The organism is Methylobacterium sp. NMS14P (assembly GCF_028583545.1).
In the GTDB taxonomy this organism is placed as follows: Bacteria; Pseudomonadota; Alphaproteobacteria; order Rhizobiales; family Beijerinckiaceae; genus Methylobacterium.
Genome location: NZ_CP087106.1, coordinates 5,310,621 through 5,326,068, shown reverse-complemented (window position 1 = coordinate 5,326,068; position 15,448 = coordinate 5,310,621). Strand labels below are relative to the sequence as shown.

Sequence of the window (15,448 nt, the reverse complement as noted above, 5' to 3'; positions counted from 1 at the left end):
TCCCTCAAGCAACCTGCAGAGGCTCGGCCGGCTCGGGCCGCGGCGACTGGACGGAACGGGCGCGCGCGGCGCTCTCGGCGCGCTTGGTGCGCGTGTCGCCGACGACCCGTGCGGGGCATCCGGCGACGATGGCGAAGGCCGGGACGTCCCGGGTGACGACGGCCCCGGCGCCCACCAGGGCGCCCTCGCCGATCGTGATCCCCGCCACGATGGTGGCGTTGGAGCCGATGGAGGCGCGGGCCTCGACCACGGTCTCGACGAGCTCCCACTCGCCGTCCCGCTTCAGGCTGCCGTCCGCGTTGGTGGCTTCCGGATAGAGCTCGTTGGTGAAGACCACGCCGTGGCCGACGAACACCTCGGCCCCGATCGAGACGCCCGCGCAGATGAAGCTGTGCGAGGAGATCTTGCAGCGCGGGCCGATCTGGCTGCCGCGCTGGATCTCGACGAAGGGGCCGATGCGCGAACCGCTTTCGATTCGGCATCCATAAATATTGACTAGATCCGGGTAGAAGATGCCCACATCAGGCCCAATATCCGCATCGGTAATCGGCATACCCGCCGCTCCTTCCGCCGAACTTCTGTGCGTCAAAACTGCACAGAGCTGAGGACGGCCGGGAACCCAGGCTTTCGATGCGGTTCGTCCGTCGAAAGGCGAACGGCGCCCGTCCGGTGTGGCCCCTCCCGGCGCCGGCGCGCCGTTCGGGCCAGGGGGCCTACGTCGAAAGGCGAAGCCCCCGCCCCGGCATGGATGCGCGCGCCCGCCATTTGGAGGAGTCCCGGCTGGCTCGGCCGTTACGCATCATGCCGTCTCAGCCCTCATGAGCCCGTGAGGCCGGCGCGCGGTCCTGCCGCTCGATCGCCGCGCCCGGGTTCCGAGGGCGAGCCTTAAGGGGACGATGCGTGTCGAAGATTTCGACGAAGACCGCGGCAACCCGCGCCACCGCCCGCGCCGGTCTCGCGGCGTGCCTGCTCGCCCTGTCGGCGCTGCCGGCGACCGCGGAGTACCGCATCGGGCCCGGCGACACGATCGAGGTCACGGCCCTCAGCATCCCGACCTTCAAGCAGGAGGCGACGGTCTCCACCGACGGCACCGTCATGGTCCCGCTGCTCGGGGACGTGCCGGCCGCCGGGCTCACCGTCGCGGAGCTGCGCCAGAGCCTGCAGAAGTCGCTGCCCGCCAAGGCGGTGCGGCAGCGCAACTCCGAGGGCAAGGAATCGATCGCCGTGCTCGAGCCGGACGAGATCGGGGTGCGGATCTCGAAGTACCAGCCGGTCTACCTGAGCGGCGACGTGACCAAGCAGGGCGAGCACCCGTTCCACCCGGGCATGACCGTGCGGCAGGCCATCGCCCTGGCGGGCGGCTACAACCTCCTGCGGTTCAGGATGGAGAACCCCGTCGTCGAGACGGCGAACCTGCGGGCCGAGTACGACAGCACCTGGGCGAGCATCCAGCGGGAATCCGCCACGATCTGGCGCCTGAAGACGATCGTCGCCGCGTCGCGGGGCGACAAGGCCGCGCCGCCGGCGGACGTCGCCCCGGGCAGCCGCGCGACGGCGGCGCAGAAGCTCGCCGAGCAGCAGCTCCGGGTGCAGATGACCGACATCGCCAAGGAGAAGGACCACCTGCAGCGCTCCCTCAACCGGGCGCAGACGCAGTTCGCCAGCCTCAGCGAGCAGCAGGTCAAGGAGAAGGAGGGCGTCACCGCCGACGCCGAGGATTACGACACGGTGCGCGCGCTGTTCCAGCGCGGCGCCGTGGTCACGACCCGGCTGACCGACGCGCGGCGCGCCGTCCTGCTCTCCTCGACCCGCGCCCTGCAGACCACGGTCCAGCTCACCCAGCTCGAGCGCGACAAGAGCGAGGTCGGCCGCAAGCTCGAGCGGGTCGACGACGTGCAGGCCATGGACGCCCTGGAGAAGCTCCAGGTCGCGGAGAACAACCTGGCGACGTTCCGGTCGCGCCTGAACAGCATCAACGACAAGCTGGTCTACACCGGCGCCCTCCGGGCCCAGCTCCTGTCCGGGAGCCGCGCGCAGGCAGCGATCGCGGTCTTCCGGCAGAGCGGTCCGGCCAAGACGCAGATCGACGCCGCCGAGGACACGGAGCTCCTGCCGGGCGACGTCGTGGAGATCGCGCTCAAGCCGGATCCCGCCATGCGGGGCGTCGGCGACGGGGCCGGCCAGAACTGACCCACCGACCCCGGCTCGCCGCGCCCATCGGGCCGAGCCGGCGTCCCCTTTGACGGATAGCGCCCCGAGGCGGTGACCGCCGCGGTGAGGAGAGATCCATGAACCGACACTCGACCAGCGCGTCCTTCCTGCCGATCGGCGCGACCCGCCCCGGTGGGACCGGAGCCTGGCGCGGCCAGCCCTTCTCGCCCGAGACGGAGTCCCAGGTCTCGATCCTGACCATCGCGCGGCAGAACTGGCGGTCGATCCTGGCCTTCGCGGCCGTCGGGCTGGTCTGCGCCGGGATCTACGTCGCGACCGCGCCGGCCATCTTCACCGCCCGGGCCCGCGTCTACATCGAGAGCCGCTCCAGCCCGGTGACGGCCCGCGACACGCCGAATGCCGGGACCCCGCTCGAGATCGCCGAGGTCGAGAGCCAGGTCGAGTACATCCGCTCGGAGAAGATCGCCCTGGCCGCCGTGCACAGGCTCGACGCGTCGGCCCTGCAGGATCTGGCGGCGCCGACGCACCCGCTCGTCGCGAAGGTCCGGGAGTTCCTGAAGGCCGCCAAGGCGCTGCCCCTCCGCCTGGTCGGCGCCGAGCGGCCGGTCCAGGAACCCGCCCCCGTCAGCCCGGAGCTGCGCCAGGCGCGGACGCTGCGCGAGAACGTGGAGGCCAGCCGCATCGGCGCCGCCTACGTGATCGAGGTCGGCTACAGCGCCGACCATCCCGCCACGGCGGCCGCCGTCGCGAACGCGGTGGCCGAGGCCTATGTCAGCACCGAGCTGGAGAACCGGGCCCAGGTCTGGAAGGTCGCCGGCGAGTGGATGCTGCCGCGCCTGAAGGAACTCCAGCAGCGCGCCAGCCAGGCCTCGCGCGAGGCCCAGACCTACAAGGCCGAGCACACCATCATCGACCTCGGCAAGCGCGGCCTCGTGGGCGAGCAGCAGGTCGAGGAGCTCAACACCGCCGTGGCCGCCGCCCGGTCCAAGACCGTCGACGCCCGCGCGGTGCGCGACCAGATCCGCGGGCTCCTCGATTCCGACATCGCCGATCCGGGGATCACCGAGGCCTTCAAGGACAGCGTGATCATCCAGCTGCGCCGGCAGTACGTCGACTTGGTGCAGCGCGCCGACGACCTGAAGCGCCGCCTCGGCCCCGACCACGAGGCGGTCCAGGCGATCCAGCGGGACATCCTGGCGGCCAGGCAGTCGCTGCGCACCGAGCTCGAGCGCCTCGCCGTGTCGCTCGACCACGATTACGAGGTCGCCAAGGCCCGCGAGGACAGCATGACGGCGGCCTTCGACGCCCTGATCTCGAAGACGCTGATCATGAGCAACGCCCGGGTCAAGGCGAAGGAGCTCGACCGCACCGCCGAGACCTACGACCAGATCTACACGAACCTGCTCCAGCGCTACATCGACGCCGTCAACCAGCAATCCTATCCGCAGCCCTCCGCCCACGTGATCACGCCCGCCACCGTGCCGGAAGCCCCGAGCGCGCCGCGCGGCAGCCTGATCATGCTGCTCGGTCTCCTGGTCGGCACCGGGTTCGGCGTGAGCGGCGCCTTCGCGCGGCACTGGTTCGACCGCACGATCCGCACGCCCCGGCAGCTGACCGGCCACGGCCTGACCTGCCTCGCCGCCCTCCCCGAGCTGCGGCGCGAGCCCGGCTTCCGGGCGGCGCTGGCGCTGGCGCAGGCCCACGCCAACGAGGCGCAGCGCCCGGCCAGCGTCGAGGCGTTCCGGGCGAGCGCGGTGCGGTTCATGCCGCAATCGGTGTTCGTCGAGCGCCTGCACAGCCTGAAGGCCCACGTCCTGGGCAGCGACCGCCGCGGCCCGGTCTTCGCGATCGGCGTCACCTCGGTGGAGGCCGGCGCGGGCAAGACCCTGTTCGCGAGCAATCTCGGCCAGCTCCTCGCCCGCGTGCGGTCAAGTTCCGGGCGCGTGCTGATGATCGACGCCGACGTCCGGCAGGGGACGCTCTCGCGGCTCAGCCAGGCCACCGAGCAGCGCGGCCTCCTCGACGTGCTCGCCGGCCGCTGCGGCGCCACCGAGGCGGTGCGTCCCCAGCCCGGCGAGGTCCGCCTGCTCGCCTGCGGCAACCGCCACCCGAACGATCCCCATTTCAGCGACCTGATGACGCCGGAGGGCGTCGCCGCGGTGGTCGGGGACGGGCGCCCCGCCCTCGACCGAGTCGTCGTCGACCTGCCGCCGGTGGACGAGCTCCCCACCCTCCGGCCGCTCCTCGACGGGCTCGACGGCCTGATCATCGTGGTGGAGGCGGGCCGGACCAGCATCGACGACGTCGCCGCCGCCGTGCACGACCTCGAGTCGAGCGGCAGCACCGTCCTGGGCGTCGTGCTCAACAAGACCAACGACGGCCCGACGGCCCGGCGTGGCGGACTGCGCAGCGCGCTGACCCGCTGGACCACGGCCCGACGCAAGGGCCGCGACACGACCCAGGCGGCCTCGTGACCGGCCCGCGCGCCGAGGGCCTCGACGGCGTGGCGGCCTTCGCGCCGACCGCGGCCGCACCGACCCCGGCCCTCCCGGTTTCCGCCAGCGCCTCCCGAGCCGCCCGCCGCGGCCGCGTCGCCTTCTTCGGACACGACAGGGCCGAGCCCACGGTCCGGAAGCGGGTCGACGCTATCCGGGACGCCGGGTGGTCGGTGGTCGTGTACGCCTTCGAGCGGGACCGCCCCGGCGGGGTGGCGGCCGAGGCGCCGGCGGCGGACGACATCGTCCCCCTCGGCCTGACCGTCGACCGGAACTACGCCCGCCGCCTGCCGCGCCTCGCCGTCGGCATCGTCCGGGCGCTGCGCCGACGGCGCGACCTGCGCGCCGCGGACGTGATCTACGTGCGCAACCTCGACATGGCCCTCGTGGCCTGGACCGCGGCGCGCCTCGCCGGGAGCCGCGCGCGCCTCGTCTACGAGGTGCTCGACATCCAGCGGCTGATGGTCCGGCCGGACGCCCCGGGGCGGATCGCCCGCGCGGTCGAGCGCTGGCTCCTCGACCGCAGCGATCTCCTCGTCGTCAGCGCCCCGGACTTCATCGACCGGTATTTCCGCCCCGTCCAGGGCTTCGCCGGCGCGTGGCACCTCCTCGAGAACAAGGTCATGGGCCACCGCCTCGGCGAGGTGGCGACCCGGCTCGACCGCACCCGGACGGCGGAGCCGCCCTGGGTGATCGGCTGGTTCGGGACGCTGCGCTGCCGCCGGAGCCTGACGATCCTCGCCGCCATCGCGGACGCCCTCGGCGACTCGGTGCGGATCGTCCTGGCTGGGCGCCTCTCCGAGGAGGACATCTCGCCGCGCACGCTGGCGGACACGCTGGACGGCCGGCCGAACATGTCGTTCCGCGGCGCCTACGCCAATCCCCGCGATCTTCCGGAGATCTACAGCGGGATCCACTTCAGTTGGGCCGTCGATTACCTCGATGACGGACTGAATTCGGACTGGCTTCTGCCGAACCGGCTCTACGAGGGCGGCCTGTGCGGCGCCCTGACGCTGGCGCGCGCCGCGACGGCCACCGGCCGCTACGCGGTGGCGGAGCGCCTGGGCTGGGCGTTTCCCGAGCCGCTCGCGGAATCGGTGACGGCGTTCCTGCGGACGCTGACGCCGGCGGCCTACGCGGAGCAGCATGCCGGCCTGCTCGCCCGCGACCTCGCCACCTTCGTCGATGTCGGCGGCATGCGCGAGCTCCTGGTCCGACTGGACTAGGTCGCCGCCGCCGCGGCGGTCCCGGAGCCGGGCACGGACCCGCCGGTGATTCGCCCGTCGCGCCGAACCCCGCACGGGGCGGCCCCTCCACCGAAGGCGCGTGCCGTTTGGTACAGCGCCGCACCAACGAAATCAGTACTCGGACCCCGAACAGGGTAAACAACCGTGTACGCATGTTGCCTTTTAGCCTCAGTCAGGTACAGCGAGCCTACACCGCTCGAATACTCCCGCCCCGAATACGGACATCGCATCCAGATCACTGAATTGCCTGCGAAGCCTTAACGAGACATCCCGGCAATAAGTAGCGGTAAAGAAGACAAAGTTTCCGTATTTCTAAATCCGGTCTTTGAGCGACTACATTCAGAAAGATCTTGAGTCCGACCACCGACCCGCGGCGAATGACCTTGCGAATGCATTTCTCGATCAGCACCGCCCCTCGCAACGAAATAAATCATTGGGTACGTACGTAGTGTGCGATGATTGTATTTAAACCTGCAATTTAAGCGTTTAGGTTCAGATAGGGTATTTACAGACGATTTTACGAAAGCTAGCATTGTATCCGTGGTCATCGGCAATCGCCTCAAGGCGACCGGCGCCACCGCGTATCTCAGTGTCACGCCGTCGGCGAGCGCATTGGGTATCCCGTCATCGCTGACATTCGGCTTCCTTCGAAAGGAGGTAATTTTCTATGGCCAGTCTTGGTACTCGAGACGCGCTCACCCTCGTTGAGCGGGACACGGCCGAAAGCCGCGGCGGCTTTTCGGGTGCACATGCCGGTGACAACCCGGTCGTCGTCGAGCAACGGGACCAGTCCCGGGGCCGCTCCAGCCGCATCGTCATCATCGATCGACGGCAGCTCGTCGGCCGATGCCTCGCCGCCTCTCTCAGTGAGGCCGACCGGCAGACTTCGTTCGAAGTCTTCGCGGACATCGAATCGTGGAAGCGGCAGAAGCCGTTCGTCCCCGCGAGCGTGGTCGTGCTCTGCCGGCCCGACGGCAACCTGACCGAGACCGAGTGGGCCGAGATCACGCGGGAACTGGCGTTCCTGCAGGGCGAGGCCGGCGCTCCGCCGGTGGCCGTCATCTCGGACGGCGAGAACCTCGACCAGATCGTGCGGATCATCAAGCTCGGCGTCAAAGGATACATCCCGACGACGACTTCCGTGGACATCGCCCTGCAGGCCCTCCAGCTCGTGCAGGCCGGCGGCGTCTACATCCCGGCCGAGTGCCTCCTCCCCCTGCTGGCCAACATCAAGGTGGACGAGCCGGTCGAGGCCGGGGACGACGACATCTTCTCGCCTCGCCAGCTCTGCGTGGCGCGGGCGCTCCGGAAGGGGACGCCGAACAAGATCATCGCGTACGAACTCAACATGTGCGAGAGCACCGTGAAGGTTCATGTCCGCAACATCATGAAGAAGCTCAAGGCCAAGAACCGGACCGAGGTCGCCTACCTGACCAACAAGTACTTCCTCCGGGAAGATTCCAGCCTGGCGAGCGTGAAGGCGCCGGCGGCCTGATCGCTCCGGCCCCGCCGCGGCGGGGCCGGCCGGGCAGAATTTCGGTCCGGCCCGGCCGGACGGAGCTTCGGGGCCTCCCCGCGGGTCGCCTGTTCGGGCGGCCCGCGAGGGGGCCCCTTCTTTATCGGACCTGCCAGTGAAGCGGGCGGACCATCCGCCTGGCGCGATCGGCGCGGCCGCGACGCCGCGGATCGGCGTCGCCGCCCTGTCGCCCCGCGCACCGGCCGGACGGCCGTCCCGCGCGCCGGTGCGCACTCCGCCGCCGGAGAGGCCGCGCAGGGTCGGCGATCCGGCGGATCGTCGAGGCTTCTACCATCCGTCGATGTCGGCACCGCCGGGCGGCGACGGCCGCGCGTCTGCGCGACCGGCTCCGCCTCACGCCGTCGCGGCGTCCGCGGGATGGTGAGCCGGCGGGATCTCGACCTCGTCCCCGGGCTCGGCGGGGCGGCCGACGCTGCTGTAGGTGAAGCCGCGAGCCCGGACATCGTCGGCCCGGTAGACGTTGCGGAGATCCACGAGGACCGGTCGCTGCATGACCCCCCGCAGCCGGTCGAGGTCGAGGGCCCGGAACGCGTCCCATTCGGTGACGAGGACCAGCACGTCCGCGCCCTCGGCGCAGTGGTAGGCATCCTCCGCGAAGGCGACGCCGGGCAGGAGCGGCCGCGCCTGCTCCATGCCCTCGGGGTCGTAGGCGCGGACCACGGCGCCGGCGTCCTGCAGGCCCGCCACGATCGCCAGCGAGGGCGCGTCGCGCATGTCGTCGGTGTTCGGCTTGAAGGTCAGGCCGAGCAGCGCCACCGTCCTGCCCCGCACCGACCCGCCGCAGGCCTTGATCACTTTGCGCGCCATCGCGCGCTTGCGCTGGTCGTTGACCGCCACCACCGTCTCGACCAGCCGCAGCGGCGTGCCGGCATCCTGCGCCGTCTTGACTAGCGCCAGCGTGTCCTTGGGGAAGCACGAGCCGCCGTAGCCCGGGCCGGCATGCAGGAACTTCGACCCGATCCGGTTGTCCAGGCCGATACCGCGCGCCACCGCCTGCACGTCCGCGCCCACCGCCTCGCACAGGTCCGCGACCTCGTTGATGAACGTGATCTTCGCCGCCAGGAACGCGTTCGCCGCGTACTTGGTCAGCTCGGCGGTCCGGCGGCTCATCGCCACGATCGGGGCGGCGTTGAGGTAGAGCGGGCGGTAGATCTGCTCCATGACCGCCACGGCCCGCGGCTCATCGGTGCCGACGACGATGCGGTCGGGGCGCTTGAAGTCGGCGATAGCGGCGCCCTCGCGCAGGAACTCGGGGTTCGACACGACCGCGAACTGCGCCTCGGGATTGGTCTCGCGGATGATGCGCTCGACCTCGTCGCCGGTGCCCACCGGCACGGTCGACTTGGTCACCACCACCGTGAAGCCGCGCAGCGCGCGCGCGATGCTCCGGGCGGCCGCGTAGACGTAGCTCAGGTCGGCGAAGCCGTCGCCGCGGCGGGAGGGCGTGCCCACCGCGATGAACACCGCGTCCGCCTGCCCGACGGCCGCCTCAAGGTCGGTGATGAACGACAAGCGATCCTGACGGACGTTCTCGGCGACGAGGGCCTCGAGGCCCGGCTCGTAGATCGGCATCCGACCGGCATTCAGCGCGTCGATCCGGCCGCGATTGCTGTCGACGCACACGACCGTGTGGCCGAAATCCGCAAAGCACGCGCCGGAGACCAGACCGACGTAGCCCGACCCGACCATCGTGATGTTCATGGAATCCTCGCCGCGAGCGCACCGACGCTCGGGTCTACGGCGGCCCGGCAGGGCGACCAACATCATATCTTAGGCGTACGCGCCTCTGCCGATCCGGCGTAGCGGCGGCGATTCGGCCGGACCGGCCCGAACCCGCCGCGGCCCGGCCCGCACGTGCGACCGGACCGCGGCGGACATCGCCATCCGGCCATGGCGGCCCCCGGGCGTCTACGCCATTCGGCTTACCCGGCGCCGCCGGTCGACGATCGCGCGAACATTTCCTCGGCGCATCACCCGAATTGTCAAAGACAGGCTGCTTTTTCCCGACCGCTTTGTCGGGGAGCGCGAACGGCTAAGATGCTAACACCGATCTATAGAACTGAACTCCCCGAAGAGTTCCGGCGGAGGAGAACCCTGTTGGCGGCGCGTTTCTACTTCGAGATCGCAAATGCCGAGGAGACGATCCACGACCTTGTGGGGGTTGAGGCTGCCGGCCTCGAGGAAGCCCTGTACGAGGCGCGTAGCGTGATCGCCGAGATGGCCGACGAGATTACGGGAAGCGGCCAGGAGCCGCCCTGGACCCTGCTCGTGCGCAACGAGGACGGCTGGCTGGTCGGTCGGCTGCCTATCCGGAAGTGACGGCCCGCGCGGAGCGGCCCGTCCCGCGGCGCGGGCATTAAGATATCGTTAACGGATCGTCGGGAGGATCGGGCCAGCCCTCGAACCGTGGCAGCCATGGCCGGAACGCCCCTCTCCCAGAACCTCCCGCACGCCGCCCATCGGGCGGAGACGATGGCTGCCCAGATGGCGCTGGCCGCCCACGCGCTGCGGATGCGCGGCGATGTCGGGACCGCCGAATCGCTCCTCGCCATGGCGCGGCACAACCGGATCCTCGGGCTCAAGCTGCGGATCGAGCAGGATCTGGCGCCGCGCCGGAACCGCGCCGGGCGTCAGGCCACCGCCGGCCGCTAGAGCCGTTCCCGATCGGGCTCGGCTGGAGGCGAGTGCCGAGCCCGATCGGCGCCGTGCGGATCCCCTTTCCTTGGACCCGGGCTTGCCCGACTCGAGCTCCCCGGTGCGGATCCCGGGAAGGCCCGCGATCCGTCCGGAGGGGGCTGCTCGCGCAGACGGCCGGGTGAGGGATCGGGTCCGTCCGGACGGCACTGACCCGGACCGAGCGGCGAACGCGCGCGACCCGGACGCGCCCCGTCCCTCATCCCACCCCTCTCCCACACGGGAGAAGGAGCATGGCGCGGCTGTCTGCCCGAGTCGTCGTCGGCACCGTTGCGACTCGATCGGGAACGGCTCCAGCGACGCCGCGCTGGACGACGCGGGACGGGCCGCCGGCCGGAGCGGGGCGGAGGGGATCGGCCTGCCGGCGACCCGTTGACCGTGCCGCGGCGAGGCCCCGTTGGCCGGCGCGCCGACCCCGGCCCGCGGCATTCCCGCGCCGCCGCTCCTGCCCGCCGAGGGCCGCCGTCGGCCGCTCGGATTCAATTCAGAATCCACATCGCCGATCATCGGCGCGGTTGGCGCCAAATAAAGTTCATGATAGTGTAGAAAACTAACATCCGACAGGAAATCCAGTCGTCGTGTCGCCCTTGGACGCCGGACATTCTGAGGTCAGCACGACCCTGGCGCTGGACATGGTGGGGCGCGCCTACCTGGCCCTGGCGCTGCTCTACGAGACGGCCCATCCGGGGGAGTTCGGCGACGTTCAGCAGAAGATCCGCTCGTTCGTCGAGGACAATTTCCGCATCATCCAGGAAACAAGCCGCAACGAGAGCCTGACAACCGGCACGGTTGACGGCGCCATTGACCTTGTGAACAGCGTCCTGGGCGAGGTCGAGAACAAGATCGCCACAATGATCCGGCCGACGCGACATATGCGCGGCTAGACGAAATCTTGAACTGACGCCCACTAATCATCGACTGTTGCAGTCGAGCCATGGCGCTCGGATAAACGGCCCCGGGCCATAGGGGATCGAAGATTGCAACGTTCACCAACGTCGACAGTCTTAGGTGGGCATGTTACCCGGCGAAAAGGGCAGCAATAAATTATCAAGCACGATGATGGGCAGCGATAATTGCGATTGGGGAGCGCGCAGTGCGGATGTCGCGCTCGAGGTGCTCGTCCGAGCCTATCACGCTCTCGCGGTCGTCTACGAGTTGTCCAGCCCCGGTGCCTACGCGGCGCTCCACGGCAAGATGATGCCCTATCTGCTGGACAGCTTCAGTCACGGGACGGCGCCGGGCGCCGTCGATCCGGACCCGGACGCGACGTTCACGACGGCCCTGGAGCGGGTCCGCAGCGCGCTGGACGACGTCCGGTCCGATGTGGCGGCCGTGCGCACGCGCGAGGAAGACCGCGACCGCTGACGCACCGACCTTGCCCGACGCGCCGGCTCAGCGCGCCGGCTCGAGGCGGCGCTCCGGCCCGAGGAGCAGGCGCGGACCGGTCTCACGATCCGGCGCGGGCGCCGGCACGAGGCGCGCGAGCTTGGCCGCCAGGGTCACCGACAGGATGTGGCGCCACGCCAGGGGCGTGCCGAGCAGTTCCCGCAGGGCTGCCGCGTAACCCTGGGCGCGCCGCCGGTCGAGGACGCGCCGGTGCTGCCAGCGCTTCGCCGTGGCGGAGCGGTGGGCCTTGAGGGCCGCCCGGGCCTCCGGGCCGAGACCCGGCCGGGCCAGCACGGCGTCGTCGAAGGCCAGCATCGCCCCGAGGTCGTCCGTCCTGTGCTGCGCGCTCAGCGAGTTCGAGCGCTCGACCGCCACGTAGCCGCAGGGCGCCGTCACGGCGAACACCGCCCCGGCCGCCAGCGCTTCGACGTAGAGGGCGTAATCCTCCCCGAGCCGCAGCCGGGCGTCGTAGCGCAGCCCCTGCCGGTCCAGGAAGCCGCGCCGCATGATCGGCTTCAGGAAGCCGAGTTCGCGCCGGCTCGCGCCGGGGCGGGCGATGTTGCCGGTCACGAAGGCCGCGAGGGTGAGCCGCTGCGGCCGCCCCGGTCCGGTGACGAGGCCGGCGGCGGAGGCCGCCTCGCGGCCGCGGACCATGACGATGTCGTCGGCGATCAGGTCCCAGGTCCGGGGCGCGGACAGCAGTCGGCTGAGCCGGCCGTCGAGGAAGTAGTCGTCGGCGTCGAGAATGCAGAGCAGCGGGGCGGTGGCAGCCGCGATGGCGCGGTTCCGCGCCTCGGCGGGCCCGACATTCTCGGCGAGCCGGATCACCTGCAGGCGGCCCGAACCGTCGTCGGCCGCCGTCGCGGCCGCGCCGGTCGGGTCCGCGGAGGCGTCGTCCACCACGATGACCTCCGCGACCTCCGGCTGCCGGAGCGCCGAGGCGACGGCGGTCGCGATCGTGTCCGCCGCGTCCCGCGCCGCGATGATGACGCAGACCTCCGGGACGGGGGACGAGGCCTCTAAGCTGCGCACCGGACGACTCCGCGACTCTCCGGCCGATCCGCACCGCGGCCGGTCCGCCGGCACGGTAGGGCGGCCCCGGCGCGGCGCGCGAGATCGTCCGAAAGGAGGGGGCCGGGCCCGGGCCGGATCGTCCGAATGATCCCCGGCCGGCGGCGCCCCCGCCGCTACGATGCGCGCCGCCGCGACCCTGCGGCGACTGGTATGAGGACGTGCGCATGACGATCTGGTCCGCCCCGGGCCGCCGCCTCTGCGTGGCGGCGACGCTTCTCCTGCAGGCCTGCCCCGCGCACGCGGGCGAGACCGCCGCGGCGCCGGCCGCGGCCGGCGCTCAGGGCGGCTCGTCCTTCATGGAGCTCTTCAGCACCCTGAACGAACGCCGCTGGTACGTCTCGGACGGCTGGGTCAACGGCGACTGGCAGGGCTGCACGTGGTCGAAGCACCGCGCCCGGATCGCGACGCCCGGCGAACTCTCGCTGTCCCTGACGGACATCACCTACAAGGAGCGCCCCTTCAGCTGCGCCGAGATCCAGACTCGCGAGCGCTACGGCTACGGCACCTACGAGGTCCGGATGCGGGCCGGGACCGGGTCCGGCATGGTCTCGGCGTTCTTCACCTATAACGGCCCCGAGAACGGCGACCGGCGGACGAACGACGAGATCGACCTCGAGTGGCTCGGCAAGGACACGAGCAAGGTCCAGCTCAACTACTTCGTCGGCGGCGTCGGCGAGCACGTCAGCCTCGACGCGCTCGGCTTCGACGCCGCGACCACCACCGCGGACTACGCCATCGAGTGGCTGCCCGACCGCCTGCGCTGGTACGTCAACGGACGCCTGCTGCGCGAGGTGGTCGGCACGCCCGACCGGCCGATCCCGTCGCATCCGAGCAAGATCATGCTCAGCGTCTGGTCCGGACAGGGCCCGGACTTCGCGTCCTGGCTCGGACCGACGCAGTACTCGGGGCAGCCGGTCACCGCGCTGTTCGAGCGGGTCGCGTTCACCCGGATGGGCGATCCGTGCGGCTTCAAGGAATCGATCGTCTGTCGGTAGTCGCGACGGCGGGCGGCCGCCGCACCGGAGACCGCCCGGGGCATCGCCCCGCGCACGATCCCGCACAGGGCCCCGGACACCGGAACCTAGTCCGGGCGGGGCTAAATCTTAACGTCTCCGCGGCAGGCTGGGCCCTCGAAAGCGCCCGGAGCCACGCGATGCATTGGTCGAGCCTCGTCATCGCCGCGTATGCCGCCGGCTTCGTGGAGTTCTGGCGCCTCTGCCTTCAGGCGCCCGCCGCCGAGGAGGACCCGGCCTGACGTGTCCGCGTCGCCGCGCCGGGCCGCGTCGGGCCCGGGCGGTTCAGCGCTCGTTGGCGATGGGCCGCAGCAGGGCGCCGAGCAGGAAGGCCAGTTGCCCGCAGATCAGCAGCGCCGTGCCGCGCCGCAGGCACGCGCCGGCGCTCAGGTTGTAGACGAGGAGGCCGTAGCCGACCTCGGCCGCCACGATCGGGACGAAGACCAGCAGCCGCCAGACCGAACCGAACCGGCCCAGCATCACGCCCAGCAGGGCGTTGAGCATCATGCCCTTCATCGGTGCGCTCCGCGGCGGGCGCGGCGGGCGCGGCGTGGCCGCCCGGTCATGGCCCTAGCGGCTGCCGCGCTGGCACAACACGGCCGGAACCGTCTTGAACAGGATGGCGAGGTCGCGGGTGAGGCTCCACTGGCTGGCATAGGCGCAATCCAGGGCGACGCGCTCGGCGTAGCCGGTATCGCTGCGCCCGGAGACCTGCCACAGGCCGGTCAGTCCCGGCGGGACCGAGAAGCAGGCGGTGAAGTCGGCGCCGTAGCGGACGACCTCGGCCTGGACGATCGGCCGCGGTCCCACGAGGCTCATCTCGCCGCGCAGCACGTTCCAGAGCTGCGGCAGCTCGTCGAGGGAGGTCTTGCGCAGGACCTGGCCCAGCGCCGTCACGCGGGGATCGTGGGTAAGCTTGAAGGACGCCTCCCACTCGGCCCGGGCCTCGGGATTCTCGGCGAAATGCCGCGCCAGCACCGCGTCGCCGTCCGCGACCATGGACCGGAACTTCAGGCATCCGAAGGAGCGCCCGTACCGGCCGAGGCGCTTGTGGCGGAAGATCGGCGACCGGCCGTCGCTGCCCCAGATCAGCAGGGCGATGAACAGCAGCAGGGGCAGCAGCAGGAACAGCGCCGTCAGCGCGATGCTCGCGTCGAGGACGCGCTTCATCGCCCAGCTCACCCGGAGGCCGGGGCCGGCCTGCCGCGGGGCCGGCAATGTCTTGACCAACGCCTCGTTCAGCGTCTCGACCATATCCTGCGGCGTCGACGACTCGATCGGCGTCGGGGTCCCAGCCGGGCGCAACATGTCGGCTCCTTGACTCGGGGCGAGACGGGGTCGGAACTTGCGGAGCGACGTGCGCAGCCGGCCGGTTCGGCCAGCGTCGCCGCAGCCGGCTTCGGCGGCTCTCGGCCGGTCCGAAGGGGCGTCGATCGCTGGCGGAACCCTTGCGACAACACTGGGCCCACGACAGGTTCGGCAACAAGACGGCCGCCGATCCATCAATGGAGGTAAGGCGTTGCTGGTCGTGCTGGTCTTCGCTGCGCTGATTGGAGGAGCGATCGGCTTCGCGGTTGTTCTACCGAAGGGTTTCCTGCTCGCGGTGCTGGCCGCCCAGGCCGGGGCGGCCGTTTCGGTTGGCCTCGTCGTCCTGCTCACCCGGCGCCGCTGACGGCCCCGCCGGGCGGCGGGACCGCTTTCGGGTAGGTCCCGTCCGCCGATCGAGGTAAGGGGCCCCCGCGCGGGGCCCGGTCTAAGCCGGGGTGCCCGGCCCTCCCGGCCGGACCCGGCCGCGCGGGGGCGTTCTGCCCCGGCGCGGCGCGGTCGATT

The 15,448-nt window shown here is 71.0% G+C and carries 15 protein-coding genes; 10 read left to right on the top strand and 5 right to left on the bottom strand.

Annotation, left to right across the window (positions count from 1 at the left end; translation table 11 throughout):
• Window positions 1–4 precede the first annotated feature (4 nt).
• Window positions 5–553, bottom strand: coding sequence for an acyltransferase (locus tag LOK46_RS25305; protein ID WP_273561108.1), 549 nt, complete (start codon window positions 551–553; stop codon window positions 5–7).
• 347 nt (window positions 554–900) lie between these two features.
• On the opposite strand from LOK46_RS25305, the gene LOK46_RS25300 reads away from it, so the two are divergent.
• From LOK46_RS25300 to LOK46_RS25285, 4 genes are all read left to right on the top strand, one after another.
• Window positions 901–2,190 carry a polysaccharide biosynthesis/export family protein gene (locus tag LOK46_RS25300; RefSeq protein ID WP_273561107.1) on the top strand — a complete coding sequence of 430 codons (1,290 nt, stop codon included), beginning with the start codon at window positions 901–903 and terminating at the stop codon, window positions 2,188–2,190.
• 98 nt (window positions 2,191–2,288) lie between these two features.
• On the top strand, window positions 2,289–4,646 hold the full coding sequence (locus LOK46_RS25295; RefSeq protein WP_273561106.1) for a GumC family protein: 2,358 nt from the start codon (window positions 2,289–2,291) through the stop codon (window positions 4,644–4,646).
• Window positions 4,643–5,893 (top strand): glycosyltransferase, encoded by a 1,251-nt coding sequence (locus LOK46_RS25290; protein ID WP_273561105.1) that lies wholly within the window; start codon window positions 4,643–4,645, stop codon window positions 5,891–5,893. The genes LOK46_RS25295 and LOK46_RS25290 overlap by 4 nt, the downstream gene beginning before the upstream one ends.
• A gap of 688 nt (window positions 5,894–6,581) precedes the next feature.
• Window positions 6,582–7,409 (top strand): response regulator transcription factor, encoded by an 828-nt coding sequence (locus LOK46_RS25285; protein ID WP_273561104.1) that lies wholly within the window; start codon window positions 6,582–6,584, stop codon window positions 7,407–7,409.
• Window positions 7,410–7,784: 375 nt separating this feature from the next.
• Here the strand turns inward: LOK46_RS25285 and LOK46_RS25280 are convergent, their stop codons facing one another.
• Complete coding sequence (locus LOK46_RS25280; RefSeq protein ID WP_273561103.1) at window positions 7,785–9,152, bottom strand: UDP-glucose dehydrogenase family protein; 1,368 nt, start codon at window positions 9,150–9,152, stop codon at window positions 7,785–7,787.
• A gap of 396 nt (window positions 9,153–9,548) precedes the next feature.
• Here LOK46_RS25280 and LOK46_RS25275 point away from each other — a divergent pair, with 396 nt between their 5' ends.
• The 4 genes from LOK46_RS25275 (at window position 9,549) to LOK46_RS25260 (ending at window position 11,510) form a co-directional block, all read left to right on the top strand.
• Window positions 9,549–9,770 (top strand): DUF6894 family protein, encoded by a 222-nt coding sequence (locus LOK46_RS25275; RefSeq protein WP_273561102.1) that lies wholly within the window; start codon window positions 9,549–9,551, stop codon window positions 9,768–9,770.
• Window positions 9,771–9,866: 96 nt separating this feature from the next.
• Window positions 9,867–10,103 (top strand): hypothetical protein, encoded by a 237-nt coding sequence (locus LOK46_RS25270; protein ID WP_273561101.1) that lies wholly within the window; start codon window positions 9,867–9,869, stop codon window positions 10,101–10,103.
• A gap of 620 nt (window positions 10,104–10,723) precedes the next feature.
• Window positions 10,724–11,029 carry a hypothetical protein gene (locus tag LOK46_RS25265; protein ID WP_273561100.1) on the top strand — a complete coding sequence of 102 codons (306 nt, stop codon included), beginning with the start codon at window positions 10,724–10,726 and terminating at the stop codon, window positions 11,027–11,029.
• Between the two features lie 130 nt (window positions 11,030–11,159).
• Complete coding sequence (locus tag LOK46_RS25260; RefSeq protein ID WP_273564687.1) at window positions 11,160–11,510, top strand: hypothetical protein; 351 nt, start codon at window positions 11,160–11,162, stop codon at window positions 11,508–11,510.
• A 27-nt stretch (window positions 11,511–11,537) separates the two neighbouring features.
• On the opposite strand, the gene LOK46_RS25255 is transcribed toward LOK46_RS25260, so the two are convergent.
• Window positions 11,538–12,563: a glycosyltransferase family 2 protein gene (locus tag LOK46_RS25255; RefSeq protein ID WP_273561099.1), complete on the bottom strand. Its 1,026-nt coding sequence runs from the start codon at window positions 12,561–12,563 to the stop codon at window positions 11,538–11,540.
• A 206-nt stretch (window positions 12,564–12,769) separates the two neighbouring features.
• On the opposite strand from LOK46_RS25255, the gene LOK46_RS25250 reads away from it, so the two are divergent.
• Complete coding sequence (locus tag LOK46_RS25250; RefSeq protein WP_273561098.1) at window positions 12,770–13,600, top strand: glycoside hydrolase family 16 protein; 831 nt, start codon at window positions 12,770–12,772, stop codon at window positions 13,598–13,600.
• 303 nt (window positions 13,601–13,903) lie between these two features.
• On the opposite strand, the gene LOK46_RS25245 is transcribed toward LOK46_RS25250, so the two are convergent.
• Both LOK46_RS25245 and LOK46_RS25240 read right to left on the bottom strand, forming a co-directional pair.
• The gene (locus LOK46_RS25245; protein WP_273561097.1) at window positions 13,904–14,134 is read right to left on the bottom strand and encodes a hypothetical protein; all 231 of its coding nucleotides are present in this window, start codon (window positions 14,132–14,134) and stop codon (window positions 13,904–13,906) included.
• A 54-nt stretch (window positions 14,135–14,188) separates the two neighbouring features.
• Window positions 14,189–14,926 carry a sugar transferase gene (locus tag LOK46_RS25240; RefSeq protein ID WP_273561096.1) on the bottom strand — a complete coding sequence of 246 codons (738 nt, stop codon included), beginning with the start codon at window positions 14,924–14,926 and terminating at the stop codon, window positions 14,189–14,191.
• Window positions 14,927–15,137: 211 nt separating this feature from the next.
• Between LOK46_RS25240 and LOK46_RS25235 the strand changes: the two genes are divergently transcribed.
• The gene (locus LOK46_RS25235) at window positions 15,138–15,290 is read left to right on the top strand and encodes a hypothetical protein (protein ID WP_273564746.1); all 153 of its coding nucleotides are present in this window, start codon (window positions 15,138–15,140) and stop codon (window positions 15,288–15,290) included.
• The last annotated feature ends 158 nt before the right edge of the window (window positions 15,291–15,448 follow it).

Coding starts and splice junctions, on each gene's coding strand:
- LOK46_RS25280 (WP_273561103.1), bottom strand. CDS start 9,152: ATGAACATCACGATGGTCGGGTCGGGCTACGTCGGTCTGGTCTCCGGC.
- LOK46_RS25240 (WP_273561096.1), bottom strand. CDS start 14,926: ATGTTGCGCCCGGCTGGGACCCCGACGCCGATCGAGTCGTCGACGCCG.
- LOK46_RS25245 (WP_273561097.1), bottom strand. CDS start 14,134: ATGAAGGGCATGATGCTCAACGCCCTGCTGGGCGTGATGCTGGGCCGG.
- LOK46_RS25295 (WP_273561106.1), top strand. CDS start 2,289: ATGAACCGACACTCGACCAGCGCGTCCTTCCTGCCGATCGGCGCGACC.
- LOK46_RS25260 (WP_273564687.1), top strand. CDS start 11,160: ATGTTACCCGGCGAAAAGGGCAGCAATAAATTATCAAGCACGATGATG.
- LOK46_RS25270 (WP_273561101.1), top strand. CDS start 9,867: ATGGCCGGAACGCCCCTCTCCCAGAACCTCCCGCACGCCGCCCATCGG.
- LOK46_RS25305 (WP_273561108.1), bottom strand. CDS start 553: ATGCCGATTACCGATGCGGATATTGGGCCTGATGTGGGCATCTTCTAC.
- LOK46_RS25250 (WP_273561098.1), top strand. CDS start 12,770: ATGACGATCTGGTCCGCCCCGGGCCGCCGCCTCTGCGTGGCGGCGACG.
- LOK46_RS25285 (WP_273561104.1), top strand. CDS start 6,582: ATGGCCAGTCTTGGTACTCGAGACGCGCTCACCCTCGTTGAGCGGGAC.